Consider the following 13,563-nt stretch of genomic DNA (forward strand, 5'->3'; position numbering starts at 1 on the left):
GCCGGGCGAGGCTTCGCCGGCGCGCCTTGCACGGGGGGCGATCAGCGCTTATTGCGGATCGGTACCTGCATCTCTTGCGGATTGATCTCGCGCACCAGCTCGGGTACGCCCCACGCAAACGCCGGGTCGTTCTTGATGCGGAAGTGGTACATGCTCTGCATGGCTTGGTGGTCTTCCTTGCGGAAGGTCATGGTGCCCTTCGGTGTATCGAAGCTCATGCCCTCCATCGCCTTGATGAGCGTATTGGTCTTCGTGTCGCCGCCGGTTTTCTTCAGCGCCGTCACGATCGCCATGGCGGCCGAGAAACCACCGGCCGTGAAGAAGTCTGGCGGCGTCTTGAACTGCTTGTAGTGCATGGACACCAATGCCTCGTTCACCGGGTTCTTCGGGATGCCGAAGTAGTAATACGTGGCGCCTTCCATGCCCGGCATGCCCTTGAACGCCGCCATCGCGGGCAGGATGTTGCCGCCCGTGGCAATCTCGATGCCGTAGCGCTTGAGATCCATGTCGTTGATCTTGAACGGGTTGCCAGCCCCGGCCCACAGCACCCAGATCACCTTCTTGCCCGGCTGGTCTTTGAGCCGGTCTATCAGGCGCTGCGCGCCCGCGGTGAAGTCGGTGGTGGCCGCGGGCAGGTATTCCTCATGCACCAGCTTGGCTGTCTTGATGGCATCCTTGAAGGCGTTGACACCGTCGCGGCCAAAGGCGTTGTCCTGCGCCAGGGTGGCGATGAGGGTGCCGGGCTTGTCGATGGCGACGGCGTTGCCGATCGCGTCCTGGCTGGAATTGCGGCCCGTGCGGAAGATGTACTTGTTCCACTTGTCACCGGTGATCGAGTCCGCCACCGCGGGCTCGACCAGCAGGATCTTCTTGTATTCCTCCGCCACCGGCAGCATGGCCAACGCCACACCCGAGGCGCTGGGGCCCACCGCCAGGTCCGCCTTATCGTCGGAATACGCCGTTGCCAGCTGGCTCTTGCCCAGGTCTGGCTTGCCCTGGTCATCCTTCTCGATCACCACGAGCTTCTTGCCCGCCACCGCCATGGTCCCACCAGTGGCGTAATCCAGCCCCATCATCAACCCTGCCTGCGTCTGCTTGCCATAGGCTTCGAGCGGCCCGGTCTTGCTATAGACATGGGCGATGCGAATCTCGGACTGAGCCAGTGCCAACGGCGCGGTCAGAGCGGCCGCCAGGGCTGCGGCCAGGCCGCCGGCCCGCGCCGCGAGGCTGCGATGGTGCATGCGTGTCTCCTCTTTTGAGTATGACAAACACATTGCACGCACCATGCCAGGGCGCAAGTGGCCCGACATGGTCGCCGGACAGATCACCAGACGTCACTTCGGCGACATTTTCTGCGAATTTCCAGCCGCTGCGGTTTTTTTGACTAATTTACAGACAAATTGAATGCCTTAATTTCAGGCATTTGTCTATTTATTTATCAGGGTTAGCCAAGGGCTGCCCCATCCGTTCGTAGAGCGTGGCACGGGAGATGCCCAGGTGCCGCGCCGTGGCGAGCTTGTTGCCTCCATGCAATGACAGCGCTGCAGCTATGGCGCGGCGCTCCAGCTCTGCCACCTGCACGGCCAATGGGCGCAGCAGCGCCGCGCCATCGTCGCCGCTAGAAACCCCGCCCGCATCGGGTGTGGGCGCTGCGGGTTCGACGCCGCTTTCGCGCAGCACCTGACGCAATTGCTCCGCATCGACGGTCAGCGTTTCGCTGCGCATGGCAGCCTGCTCCAGTACGTTGCGCAGTTCGCGGATGTTTCCGCGCCATGCCTGCGCGCCCAGCAGGGCCAGTGCATCGGGCAGCAGCTCGGGCGGGGCGATGCCATTGCGCAGAGCCAGGTCGTCGGCCAGGGCCTCCACCAGGGCCGGGATGTCGGCACGCCGCTCCCGCAGCGGTGGCACGCGGATGGGCAGCACATGCAGGCGATAGAAGAGGTCTTCGCGGAACAGGCCGTCGCGCACCAGCGCGGCCAAGTCGCGCGAAGTGGCGGCTACCACGCGCACGTCGAACGGTACGAGCTGATTGGAACCCAGGGGCTCGATTTCACCTTCCTGCAGGGCGCGCAGCAGCTTGGCCTGCAGATTGGAGGGCATGTCACCGATCTCGTCGAGGAACAACGTGCCCCCGTCGGCCAGCTTGAATTTGCCCTCCCGGCCCCGCACGCTGGCACCGGTGTAGGCACCGGGGGCTACACCGAAGAACTCTGCCTCCAGCAATGTGTCGGGCACGGCGGCGATATTGACGCTCACGAAGGGACCTTGTGCCCGCGTGGAAGCCGCGTGGATGGCATGGGCCAGCAGCTCCTTGCCCGTGCCGGTTTCGCCCAACAGCAACACCGGACTCTGGGACTGGGCCGCGCGGCGCGCCTGGCGCTTCACCTCGGTGGCTGCGGGGCTGGCACCCACGAAGCTGGCGAACGTGTGCTTGGCACGGCGCACCCCCGGGCCAGCCACGGGCAGCCGGCTGCGCTGCGCGGCCAGCTCGCGCCGCGCATCGTCCAGCTCGCGCTGGAGTTGTGCAAACTTGGCAATCAGCGGCTGCAGCGTGGTTTCCGGATGGTCGAACAACACGATGCCAATGGCGCCGATCACGCGCCCATCATCCCCATGCAGGGGAATGCGGCTGACCACGAACGTGCCGGCCTTGTTGGTCAGCAGGTCCACCAGGACGGGCTGGCCCGTCTCCAGCACCTGGCGCATCTGGGTGTTGGGAATCACCTCCTCCACCATGCGGCCCACGAAGTCATGGACCGAATGCACGCCCAGGTCGGGCAGGAAGCGGCGGTAGCCCTCGTTGACCCACACGATGCGCCCGCTCAGGTCCACGAGGAACATGCCCTGGCTCATGGTGGAAAAGAGCTGGAACATGGAGCGCGCAGCCAGTTCCAGGATGCCCTGCGCATCCAGCGGCAAGGGCGAGGCGTCGGTATGCAGGGGCATGGTCGGATGGTAACGCCGGCGTTCGACGCGCATTGCAAATTAATAAGAACCATTCTCAACATAGAGCTATACTCCGCGCCTGTGCAAGCGTGCTCTCTGGTGGGGAGGTCCCGGGGGCGGCCGTCCCCCGGGCGCTGGCCGCGCTGCGCTTGCGCGGCGGTACCCGGCGCACTCTGTCTAGGGCGTTGAACGAGGCAGCGGTGCGTCAATAAACATAAACGCCAATCACTCTCGTTCTTATGCCTTTTACTGTCAGCGCACAGCTTCTGCACGCCCTTAACGCCCACCGCTGTTGACCGGCCCAACCATGAACGACACCCGCCTTTCCCCGTCCACCCCGCGGCCTCCCACGCCATCGCGGCCCTCCCTCTGGCTCTGGCCTTGCGTGCTGGGCGTGCTCACCGCCAGCGGCTTGCTGAGCGCACTGGTGTCCGACCACTGGGGCGACCGATGGTCATGGTTCGCGCTTGGCCTGCCCGTTGCCGTGATGACCTGGTGCGCGCTGGTCCCGCGCGCCAAGCCCTCCGCCGCCCTTGACTCTGTTTCCTCCCACCCACCACAACCATGAACCGCCCCACCCCTCTAGCCCTGGCCATCTTTGTCGCGCTGCAGTCCATGGCGCATGCGCAGGGCACGCCATCCGCGCCTGAACTCCCCACCGTTGAGGTCAACGCCAGCGCCGACGCGTCGGCCCAGGGCCTGTCGCCGGCCTATGCGGGCGGCCAGGTGGCGCGCGGCGGGCGCGTCGGCATCCTGGGGACGCGCGACCCGCAGGAGACGCCCTTCAGCATCACCGCGTACACCAACGAACTCATCCAGGACAAGCAGGCCCGCAGCGTGGGCGAAGTGCTGCAAAACGACTCTGGCGTGCGCATGGCGCGGGGCTTCGGCAACTTCCAGGAGGCGTATTTCATTCGCGGCTTCGTGGTCGGCTCCGACGACGTGGCCTACAACGGCCTGTACAGCCTGCTGCCGCGCCAGTACATCGCCACCGAACTGTTCGAGCGCGTCGAGGTCCTGCGGGGCGCAGCCACCTTCCTCACGGGGGCGGCGCCCTTTGGGGGCGGCGCGGGGGGCTCCATCAACCTGCTGCCCAAGCGCGCGCCGAACGAGCCCTTGTCCCGCGTGACGCTGGGCACCGGGTCGGGAGGTTACGGACACGCTGCGCTCGACCTGGCGCGCCGCTTCGGCCCCGAGGGCAGCACCGGCATCCGCGTGAATGCCGCGCTGCGCGATGGCGATACCGCCATTGATCACGAGGAAAGCCGCCTGGGCCTGCTTTCGGTGGGGCTGGACTGGCGCAGCCGTAACGTACGCCTGTCGGGGGACATCGGCTGGCAGGACAACAAGCTCAAGGGTACGCGCAGCAACGTGACACTAGGCCCCCTGGCCACCAGCATCCCCGCCGCGCCCGATGCCCAGGCCAACTTCTCCCAGCCCTGGTCGTATTCCAACGAGCGCGACCTCTTCGGTACGCTGCGCGGCGAAGTCGACCTCACTCCCGACATCACCGCCTGGGGTGCCTGGGGCATGCGCCGCAGCAAGGAGGCCAATTCGCTGGCGAACCTGAGGGTAACCAACTCCGACACCGGCGCGGGCAGCGTCTACCGCTTCGACAACACACGCAAAGACCGCGTGAACACGGGCGAGCTGGGCGTGCGCGGCAAGCTGCGCACCGGCAGCGTGGGACACGAATGGGTGGCTTCCGCCTCGTATTTCGACTTCGAGAAGGACAACGCCTATGTGATGGATTACGGCAACACGCTGCCCGCCAACCTGTATGGCTACACCCCTTATGCCGCTCCCGCATTCAGCGCCGGCGCGCTGCATGGCGGCGACCTGGCACACCCCAACCTCACGGGGCGCACGCGCCTGGCCAGCTTTGCCCTGGGCGATACGCTGGCCTTCATGGACGACACGCTGCTGCTCACCGTGGGCGCGCGCCACCAGAGCATCAAGGTCCAGGACTACGCCTACGGAACCTCGGCACCGCTGGGCAGCTACGACAAGAGCCGCATCAGCCCCGCGGCCGGGGTGGTGTTCAAGGCCAGCTCCCGCCTGTCGCTGTACGCCAACTACATCGAGAGCCTGAGCCAGGGCGAAACGGCCCCGGCCACGGCCAACGGCGTTCCGGTCGTCAACCACGGGCAGCAGCTCGCGCCCTACGTTTCCAAACAGAAGGAAATCGGCGTCAAGTACGACGCCGGCCGCATCGGCGGCTCGGTGGCGCTCTTCAGCACCACGCGCCCGCGCGCGCTGGTGAATGCCGACAACGTCTTCACCGCCGCCGGCGAAGACCGCCACCAGGGTATGGAGTTCAACGTCTATGGCGAAGCCGCACGCGGCCTGCGCCTGCTGGGTGGCGCCACCTGGCTGCAGGCCAAGCAGCGCGCCACGGGCACCGCCGCGCTGGATGGCAACCGCGTGATCGGCGTACCGCGCCTGCAGGCCAATGCCGGAGTGGAATGGGATGTGCCGGGCGTGCGGGGCCTCGCCCTGGACACGCGCGTGGTCCACACCGGCGCGAGCTACGCCGACGATGCCAACACCCTGCGCCTGCCCGCCTGGACGCGCCTGGACCTGGGCGTGCGCTATCTGACCGAGGTCGGCGGCCGGCTGCTGACACTGCGCGCCCGCGTGGACAACGCCACCAACCGCAACTACTGGGCCTCTGCGGGCGGCTACCCCGGATCAGGCTATCTGGTGGTAGGCGCACCGCGCACCTTCACGCTGAGCGCCAGCGTGGATTTCTGACCCCCTACGGACGCACCAACGCCATGCTGACACCCAACACCCTCAAGACCTGGACCTGGCTGCACAAGTGGAGCAGCCTCGTCTGCACGGTCTTCATGCTGCTGCTGTGCCTGACCGGCCTGCCGCTGATCTTTCACCACGAGATCGGGCACCTGCTCGGCACCGAGGTGGAGGCCCCCGCCATGCCGGCGGACACGCCCCGCGCCAGCCTGGACCGCATCCTGGCGGTGGCCCAGGCGCAGCACCCGGACCGCGTGGTGCAGTACGCCTCGCAGCCCGATGACAGCACCGACCTGTGGTTTGTGACGCTCACGCCCACGCCGGCTCCCACGGACGACTTCCGCTCCGTCGCCGTGGACGCGCGCACGGCCGAAGTGCTGGCCCAGCCGCGCTTCGACCAGGGCTTCATGTGGGTCATGCTCAAGCTCCACGTAGACCTGTTCGCGGGCCTGCCGGGCAAGCTGTTCCTCGGGTTCATGGGCCTGCTGCTGGTGGTCGCCATCATCAGCGGCGTGGTGCTCTACGCGCCCTTCATGCGCAAGCTGCAGTTCGGCGAGGTGCGCCGCGACCGCTCCACGCGCGTGAAATGGCTGGACCTGCACAACCTGCTGGGCATCGTGACGCTGGTGTGGGCCTGCGTGGTCGGCGCCACGGGGGTGGTCAACACCTGGGCCGACCTGATCGTCAAGTACTGGCAGCACGACGAGCTGACCGCGCTGCTGGCGCCCTACCAAGGCCAGCCGCTGACGCCCGTCGCCGAGCGCGGCTCCCTGCAGCAGTCACTGGACGCAGCGCTGGCCCAGGCGCCGGGCACGCGGCTGTCGTTCATTGCGTTCCCGGGCACGGCCTTCTCCAGCCCGCACCACAACACCTTCTTCCTGCGCGGTGATGCGCCGCTCACCTCGCGCTTGCTGGAGCCCGTGCTGGTCGACGCGCGCACCGCCAAGGTCACCGCCGCGCCGGAGCTACCGTGGTACCTGACGGCCCTGCTGGTGTCGCAGCCGCTGCACTTTGGCGACTACGCGGGCATGCCCATGCAGATCCTCTGGGCCGTGCTCGACATCGCCACCATCATCGTGCTGGGCAGCGGCCTGTACCTGTGGGTGGCGCGGCGCCGCACGCAGCCGCAGGGCGCGGCCGCTGCGGCCCGGCAGGAAGGCCCCGGCAGCGGGCCTGCACCCCAGCCAGGCCCGGTGGCGGCCCGGGTGCTGCGCTAAGGCCGCGCGCGCGCCGGCGCGGGTAGCGCCGACGCGCAGCGCTCCATCAACTCACATCGTCCACGCTCTGGCGCGCATGGGCCAGGTTGCGCTCGGCCCAGCGGCGCAGCACGCGCGGCACGATGAGCACGGCCAGCACGATCACCAGCAGCGTCACGGCCATGGGGCGCTGCAGGAAGATCATCCAGCTGCCCTCGCCGATGGAAATCGCGTTGCGCAGCTGCGCCTCGGCCAGCGGCCCGAGGATCATGCCCACCACCACGGGCGCCGTAGGGAAGTCGAAGCGCCGCATCAGCACGCCCAGCAAGCCGATGCCGTACAGCAGGAACAGGTCGAACGTGCTCTGGCGCATGCCGTAGGCGCCCACCGTGGCAAAGATCAGGATGCCGGCGTAGAGCTGTGGACGCGGAATCTTCAGCAGCTTCACCCACAGCCCCACCATGGGCAGGTTCAGCACCAGCAGCATGATGTTGCCGATGTACAGCGACGCGATCAGCGCCCACACCAGCGTGGCCGATGTGGTGAACAGCTGCGGGCCGGGGTTCAGCCCATAGTTCTGGAAGGCCCCCAGCAGCACGGCCGTGGTGTTGCTGGTCGGGATGCCCAGTGTCAGCAGCGGGATGAGCGCCGCGGTCACCGTGGCGTTGTTGGCCGCCTCGGGGCCCGCAACCCCCTCGATCGCGCCACGGGTGCCGAACTCGGCCTTATCCTCGCCCTTGGCCAGACGCTTTTCGGTCGCGTAGCTCAAGAAGGTGGGAATCTCCGTCCCCCCCGCCGGGATGCAGCCGAAGGGCGTGCCGATCACGGTACCGCGCAGCCATGCGGGAATGGACCGGCGCCAGTCGCGCCGCGTCATGTGCACACGGCCCATCTGGTTCTGCGACTCTTCCACCCGGCCCTCGTACAGCGCCGCATACAGCACCTCGGCCACGGCGAACAGGCCCACGGCCACCAGCACGATGTCGATGCCGTCCAGCAGCTCCATCTTGCCCACGGTGTAGCGGGCGGCCCCCGAGATCTGGTCCATGCCCACACAGCCCAGCGCCAGGCCCAGGAGCAGCGCCGTCATGCCGCGCAGACTGCTCTGGCCCAGCACCGCGCTCACCGTGGTGAAGGCCAGCACCATCAGCATGAAGTATTCGGGCGGGCCGAGCTTGACCGCGAACTCGGCCACGCCCGGCGCGAACAGCGTCACCACCATCGTGGCGATGGTGCCGGCGACAAACGAGCCGATGGCCGACGTGGCCAGCGCCGCGCCCGCGCGCCCGCTCTTGGCCATCTTGTTGCCCTCCATGGCCGTGACCATGCTGGCGGTCTCGCCCGGCGTATTCAGCAGGATGGACGCCGTGGAGCCGCCATACATGGCGCCGTAATAGATGCCCGCGAAGAAGATCATCGAGGCGGTCATGTCCACCTTGGCCGTGATGGGCAGCAGCATGGCCACCGCCACCGCCGGCCCGATGCCCGGCAGCACACCCACGGCCGTTCCCAGCGCGCAGCCCACCAGGGCCCACAGCAGGTTTGCCGGCGTGATCGCCGTGGCAAAGCCTGCGAGCAATGCGTCAAAGATTTCCATAGCACTCAATCCCTGTTTGGAACGCGGCCTGCGCCGGCGCCATCGAAGCAGCCAAAGTCAGCATGCATGTGCACTCTCCCGCGCCCTGGCCTACAGCCACCCGGTGGCGGTCAGGCCCGGCAAGTTGATTGCCAGGAACTGCGTGAACAGCCAGAACACCGGCGCGGCGATGGCCAGCCCGGTCGCCACATCCACGGCCAGCACGCGCGGCGACAGCAGGCCCGTCTGCCCGCCCGCGCGGCGCAGCCCCTGCACGGCCAGCGCATAGCACAGCGTGCAGCCCACGATGAAGCCCAGCTCCACGATCAGCGCCGCATTCAGCAGAAGCCCCGCCGACACCCACGCAAAGGGCCCCCACGCCGCGCGCGGCGCACCGCCCGGGTCGGCCGCTTGGCGGTAGCCGCCCGTGGCAGCCTCCCAGATCAGCCAGCCGCCGCACACAGCCAACACCAGGGCGCAGGCCCACGGCAGAAAGTTGGGGCCCACGCCGCCATAACCGGCGTTGCCGGGGATCTCCAGCGCGCCCCAGGCCATGGCCGCGGCCACCAGGATCACGCCCGCACCCACGGCCGCCTGCCAGCCGGGTGAAGGCACGGCGCTTGTGGGTGGAGTGGAGGGAGGGGAAGAGGAAAGCTCAGACATGGCTGCGGCCTCCGGGAAGGCGCCGCACCGCGGCGGCGCAGGTTTCAAACAAAAAACGGCCCTAGCGCTTATCCATCAAGCGCTGACAGCTCTCAAAAGAGGAGCGCCGCAGCACACTGCGGCGCCGCCAGGCTTAGACCATGCCCGACTTCACCATGGTGGCGCGCAGGCTGGCGAACTCGCTGTCCACGAAGTTGGCGAAGTCGTCGCCGGCCAGCCACGCGGGCGTCCAGCCGTTCTTCTCCAGCGCCTCGGCCCACGCCTTGCTCTTGACGGCCTTCTCCACCATTGCCACCAGCGCCTTGCGCTGCTCGGCCGTGATGCCGGGCGCGCCGTACACACCGCGCCAGTTGCCGATCTCGACGTTGATGCCCTGCTCCTTGAGCGTGGGCACGTTCACGCCCTTCAGGCGCTGGCCCGAGGTCACGCCGATGGGTTTCATCTTGCCCGCGGCGATGTACTCGGAGAACTCGCTGTAGCCGCTGCCACCCACGGTGACGTTGCCGCCCAGGATGGCCGCCGTCGCCTCCCCGCCCCCACGGAAAGCCACGTAGTTGATGCGCGCCGGGTCCACCCCCACTTCACGGGCGATCATGGCCGCTGCGATGTGCTCGGTGGAGCCGCGCGAGCCGCCGCCCCACTTCACGCTGCCGGGGTCCTTCTTGAGCTGCGCCACCACCTCGGCCATGCTCTTGAAGGGCGAGTTGGCGGGCAGCACGAAGACGTTGTATTCGCTGGTCAGCCGCGCGATCGGCGTGGCCTGGCTCAGGTTGACCGGCGGCTTGCCTGTGATGATGCCGCCCAGCATCACGGCGCCCATCACCATCAGCGCGTTCGGGTCGCCCTTGGAGCCGTTCACGAACTGCGCCAGGCCGATGGCGCCGGCCGCGCCGCCCTTGTTGTCATAGGTCACGCTGGAGGCCACGCCCGCATCCTGCAGGGCCTTGCCCAGGGCGCGGCCCGTGGTGTCCCAACCGCCGCCGGGGTTGGCGGGCAGCATCATCTTGACGGCCACGGCGGCCTGGGCCGACAGCGGCAGGCTGCCCGCGGCGGCCAGTGCCGCCAGCGACTTCAGAAAGGTATCGCGACGCATGTTGTCTCCTTGCTTGTTAGAAAAAGGGAACGCTGACCGGCGCGATGATGCGCGCGCAAGCTGTCAAACGGCTGTCCACGGCACCAGGGTTAACACCGAGATCCGCGCGCCAACCGCCACCCGCCGCAAACGCGTTCTAATCCGCGGATGCAACTGCTTCTCGTCGAAGACGACGCCACCATGCAGGCCACGCTGCAGCGCTCGTTGGCGCGCCGCGGCATGGCCGTTACCGCCCTTGCGGACGGGCGCGCCGCGCTGGCCGAATGGCGCGCGCACCCGCCCGACGCCGTGGTGCTGGACCTCACCCTGCCCGGCCTGGACGGCCTGCAGGTACTGCAACAGGCACGCGCCGGCGGCCTGCGCACCCCCGTGCTGCTGCTGACCGCGCGCGGCACCGTGGGCGACCGCGTGCTGGGCCTGAACGCGGGGGCCGACGACTACCTGCCCAAGCCCTTCGACCTGGACGAGCTGGAGGCCCGGCTGCGCGCCCTGCTGCGCCGCAGCGGCGGCGATACGGCAGATGACAAACAGGCCTCCAACGCCCTGGTGATGGGCGCCCTGCGCTATGAAAAAGAAAGCGGCGCCATCTATCTGCACGATGCGCCCATGGACCTCACCCCGCGGGAGTTGGCGCTGCTGCGCACCCTGCTGACCCAGCCGGGGCGCGCAGTCGCCAAGGAGCGGCTGTATGAGCTGGTCTTCCCCGGCCAGAGCGAGGTGCAATACGAGGCTATCGAAGTGGTGGTGTACCGCGTGCGCAAAAAACTCGCAGGCACCGGCGTGGCCCTGATGACGCTGCGCGGCCTGGGCTACCTGCTCAAGCCAGAGACATGAAACAGCCCGTGAGTCGCTGCGCGCCTTCCCCCCCCAGGCGGGCGATGCCGCAGGCCCGGCCGGGCCCGCTGCGCGGCGCGCGCTGGCATGGTTTGCGCCACCGCCACCGCCACCGGACAGGAGCCGGCGCGCCTGTGCGCCAGGCTCCCCACCACGCACAACGCAGCCGGGTGGCGGCATGACGCGCCCGCAGTCGCTGCGCCGCCAATTGCTCGTGGGCATCCTGCTGCCCACGCTGCTCTTCGTGGGCGTGAACACCTACAGCCTGCACCGCCAGGCGCTGGCCGCGCTGCACACTGCCTATGACCGCACGCTGCTGGCTTCGGCCAAGACCATCAGCGAGCAGCTGGACGTGCGCGGCTGGGACGACATGGCCGAGCTGCGCGCCATCGTGCCTTACGCGGCGCTGGAGGCCTTCGAGGCCGACAACCAGAGCCGCATGTTCTACCGCGTGTCCAACCTGCGCGGCGACTTGGTTTCCGGCTTTGCCGAACTACCCGCCTGGCACGGCACCATCCCGCAGCGCCCGCCCTATGCGGCGCTCGTGGACTTCTATGACGACCGTTTTCGCGATCAGCCCGTGCGCGTGGCCGTGCTGCTGCAGCCCGTGGCCAGCAGCGAGGGCCGCGGCATGGCCGTGATCCAGGTGGCGGAAACACTGGAGCTGCGCGAAGCGGCGGCCCTGCAGATCCTGCACACCACGCTGGCACGCCAGGCGCTGCTGCTGGCGCTCATCGCGGGCATCGTGGTGCTGGTGGTGCAGCGCGCCACGCAACCGGTGCGCCAACTAAGCAGCGACCTGCAGGCCCGTACCGAAGGCGACCTGGCCCCCCTTGCCGCCCCCGCCGCGCCGCGCGAACTGCAGCCGCTGATCGACGCCACCAACGCGGTCATGCAGCGCCTGTCGCGCCTGCTCGCCCACCAGCAGCGCTTCGTGCGCGACGCGTCACACCAGCTGCGCACGCCGCTGGCCGTGCTCAAGACGCAGGTGCAGTCCGCCCTGCGCGGCGACCTGCCGCCCACGCAGGCGCTGCGGGAGATTGGAGACACCGTGGACCGCGCCACGCAGCTGGCCAACCAGATGCTGGCGCTGGCCAAAGTGGAGCAGCTGCGCCAGCAGGGCGAGGTGCCCGTGACGCGGCTGGACACAGTGCTGCGCGAGATGGCGCTCGAGCTTTCTCCGCTGATCGCACAGGGCGACCTGGACTTCGGCATCACCACCGACACCGCGCCCATTCGCGCGCATGAATGGATGCTGCGCGAGCTGTGCCGCAACTTGCTGCACAACGCCATACGCCATGCGCCGCCCGGCACCGAACTCGCCGTCACGCTGCACAGCGATGACCATGAGGCCGTCCTCACCCTGGCCGACGCGGGCCCCGGCATCGACGAAGAACTCGCGGCGCGGCTGTTCCAACCGTTTTCGGCCGGCGACGTGCGCACGGGTTCGGGCCTGGGCCTGGCGATTTGCCAGGAGATCGTGCACGCGCTGGGCGGCAGCATCACCCTCGCCAATCGCCAGGCGGACGGCCGCGTGCTGGGCCTGGACGCCGTGGTGCGGCTGCCACTGGCCGACGCCTGAACCGTTTTTCACGCACGCCGCCCCAGGCAAAATCACGCAGATGACGACACCACCCGATGCAATGCGCCTGGACAAATGGCTGTGGTGCGCGCGCTTTTACAAGACCCGCAGCCTCGCCGTGGAAGAGATCGGCAAAGGCCGCATAACCGTCAACGGCCAGGCGGCCAAAGCCGCGCGTGAGCTGCGCGCGGGCGACACCGTCGCGCTGCGCCAGGGCGCGGTCGCCCGCACGGTCGTGGTGCGCGCCTTGAGCAACTTCCGCGGCCCGGCGCCCGTGGCGCAGCAGCTCTATGAGGAAACGCCCGAGAGCCTCGCCGCGCGCGCCCAGGCCGCCGAGGCGCGCCGCCTGGCGCCCGAGCCAGCCGCCGCGCTGCGCGAGGGCCGCCCCACCAAGCGCGACCGCCGCTCCATGGACCACCTGCGCCATGACTGGGACGACCGCTGGAGCGCCTCCATCGACGACTGAGATGGGCAAGGCTTGGGCACAGCGCCGCAGCCTGTGGCAGCCAGCCGCCGCCCCACGACGCGAAAGCACAGCGCGCCCACACGGGCCGTGCGCGCTATGCCCGAAGCACTATGCCCAAAGATCAGGCCGCCAGGCGTTCATCCTGCGCCGCGTCATGCCATGCGTCACCCTCTCCCGCCAGCAGTACCAGGTCCTGCGCGGGCCGGTCACACGGCGATGCGCGAAAGCGCACGGCAATGTCCGCGGCCGCGGGCGAGAAGAACAGCACCACGCGGTCCTCGGCCGCATCGAAGTGCGAGAACAGCGCCCGCCCCGTGCCGGGCTGCGCCATGAGGAACCTCGCCATGAAAACCTGCTGAATCTGCCGCAGGGGCTCGAAGGCCTGTTGCTCGTTGCCCAGTTGCAGCGTGTACCAATGGCTCACATCCCACCTCGTTTGCCGAAAAAAGATGC

12 protein-coding genes are annotated in these 13,563 nt (G+C 68.3%); 6 read left to right on the forward strand and 6 right to left on the reverse strand.

Features of this window, described 5'->3' with window-relative positions; genetic code table 11:
• Positions 1–41: 41 nt before the first annotated feature.
• Positions 42–1,241, reverse strand: a complete 1,200-nt coding sequence (locus DTPSY_RS10365) for a substrate-binding domain-containing protein (protein ID WP_015913549.1) — start codon at positions 1,239–1,241, stop codon at positions 42–44.
• Positions 1,242–1,431: 190 nt separating this feature from the next.
• Positions 1,432–2,946, reverse strand: coding sequence for a sigma-54 interaction domain-containing protein (locus tag DTPSY_RS10370; RefSeq protein WP_015913550.1), 1,515 nt, complete (start codon positions 2,944–2,946; stop codon positions 1,432–1,434).
• Positions 2,947–3,253: 307 nt separating this feature from the next.
• Between DTPSY_RS10370 and DTPSY_RS18100 the strand changes: the two genes are divergently transcribed.
• From DTPSY_RS18100 to DTPSY_RS10380, 3 genes are read left to right on the forward strand one after another with little or no spacing between them, the layout of a single operon-like run.
• The gene (locus DTPSY_RS18100) at positions 3,254–3,514 is read left to right on the forward strand and encodes a hypothetical protein (RefSeq protein ID WP_094766846.1); all 261 of its coding nucleotides are present in this window, start codon (positions 3,254–3,256) and stop codon (positions 3,512–3,514) included.
• Positions 3,511–5,700 (forward strand): TonB-dependent receptor, encoded by a 2,190-nt coding sequence (locus DTPSY_RS10375; protein ID WP_015913551.1) that lies wholly within the window; start codon positions 3,511–3,513, stop codon positions 5,698–5,700. The genes DTPSY_RS18100 and DTPSY_RS10375 overlap by 4 nt, the downstream gene beginning before the upstream one ends.
• A 23-nt stretch (positions 5,701–5,723) precedes the next feature.
• Positions 5,724–6,917: a PepSY-associated TM helix domain-containing protein gene (locus DTPSY_RS10380; RefSeq protein ID WP_015913552.1), complete on the forward strand. Its 1,194-nt coding sequence runs from the start codon at positions 5,724–5,726 to the stop codon at positions 6,915–6,917.
• A 46-nt stretch (positions 6,918–6,963) separates the two neighbouring features.
• Here the strand turns inward: DTPSY_RS10380 and DTPSY_RS10385 are convergent, their stop codons facing one another.
• From DTPSY_RS10385 to DTPSY_RS10395, 3 genes are all read right to left on the reverse strand, one after another.
• Positions 6,964–8,493: a tripartite tricarboxylate transporter permease gene (locus tag DTPSY_RS10385; RefSeq protein WP_015913553.1), complete on the reverse strand. Its 1,530-nt coding sequence runs from the start codon at positions 8,491–8,493 to the stop codon at positions 6,964–6,966.
• Positions 8,494–8,583: 90 nt separating this feature from the next.
• The gene (locus tag DTPSY_RS10390; RefSeq protein ID WP_015913554.1) at positions 8,584–9,135 is read right to left on the reverse strand and encodes a tripartite tricarboxylate transporter TctB family protein; all 552 of its coding nucleotides are present in this window, start codon (positions 9,133–9,135) and stop codon (positions 8,584–8,586) included.
• 133 nt (positions 9,136–9,268) lie between these two features.
• Positions 9,269–10,228 carry a Bug family tripartite tricarboxylate transporter substrate binding protein gene (locus DTPSY_RS10395; RefSeq protein ID WP_011804914.1) on the reverse strand — a complete coding sequence of 320 codons (960 nt, stop codon included), beginning with the start codon at positions 10,226–10,228 and terminating at the stop codon, positions 9,269–9,271.
• 147 nt (positions 10,229–10,375) lie between these two features.
• Here DTPSY_RS10395 and DTPSY_RS10400 point away from each other — a divergent pair, with 147 nt between their 5' ends.
• The 3 genes from DTPSY_RS10400 to DTPSY_RS10410 all read left to right on the forward strand — a co-directional run bounded on the left by DTPSY_RS10400 (position 10,376) and on the right by DTPSY_RS10410 (position 13,110).
• The gene (locus tag DTPSY_RS10400) at positions 10,376–11,062 is read left to right on the forward strand and encodes a response regulator (RefSeq protein WP_015913555.1); all 687 of its coding nucleotides are present in this window, start codon (positions 10,376–10,378) and stop codon (positions 11,060–11,062) included.
• Positions 11,063–11,240: 178 nt separating this feature from the next.
• Positions 11,241–12,644, forward strand: coding sequence for a sensor histidine kinase (locus DTPSY_RS10405; RefSeq protein ID WP_015913556.1), 1,404 nt, complete (start codon positions 11,241–11,243; stop codon positions 12,642–12,644).
• A gap of 40 nt (positions 12,645–12,684) precedes the next feature.
• Positions 12,685–13,110 (forward strand): RNA-binding S4 domain-containing protein, encoded by a 426-nt coding sequence (locus DTPSY_RS10410; protein ID WP_041838856.1) that lies wholly within the window; start codon positions 12,685–12,687, stop codon positions 13,108–13,110.
• 121 nt (positions 13,111–13,231) lie between these two features.
• Here the strand turns inward: DTPSY_RS10410 and DTPSY_RS10415 are convergent, their stop codons facing one another.
• A complete protein-coding gene (locus DTPSY_RS10415; RefSeq protein WP_011804910.1) occupies positions 13,232–13,534 on the reverse strand; it encodes a hypothetical protein in 303 nt (100 codons plus the stop codon).
• Positions 13,535–13,563: the final 29 nt, after the last annotated feature.

This window comes from [Acidovorax] ebreus TPSY, from assembly GCF_000022305.1.
Lineage (GTDB): Bacteria > Pseudomonadota > Gammaproteobacteria > Burkholderiales > Burkholderiaceae_C > Diaphorobacter > Diaphorobacter nitroreducens.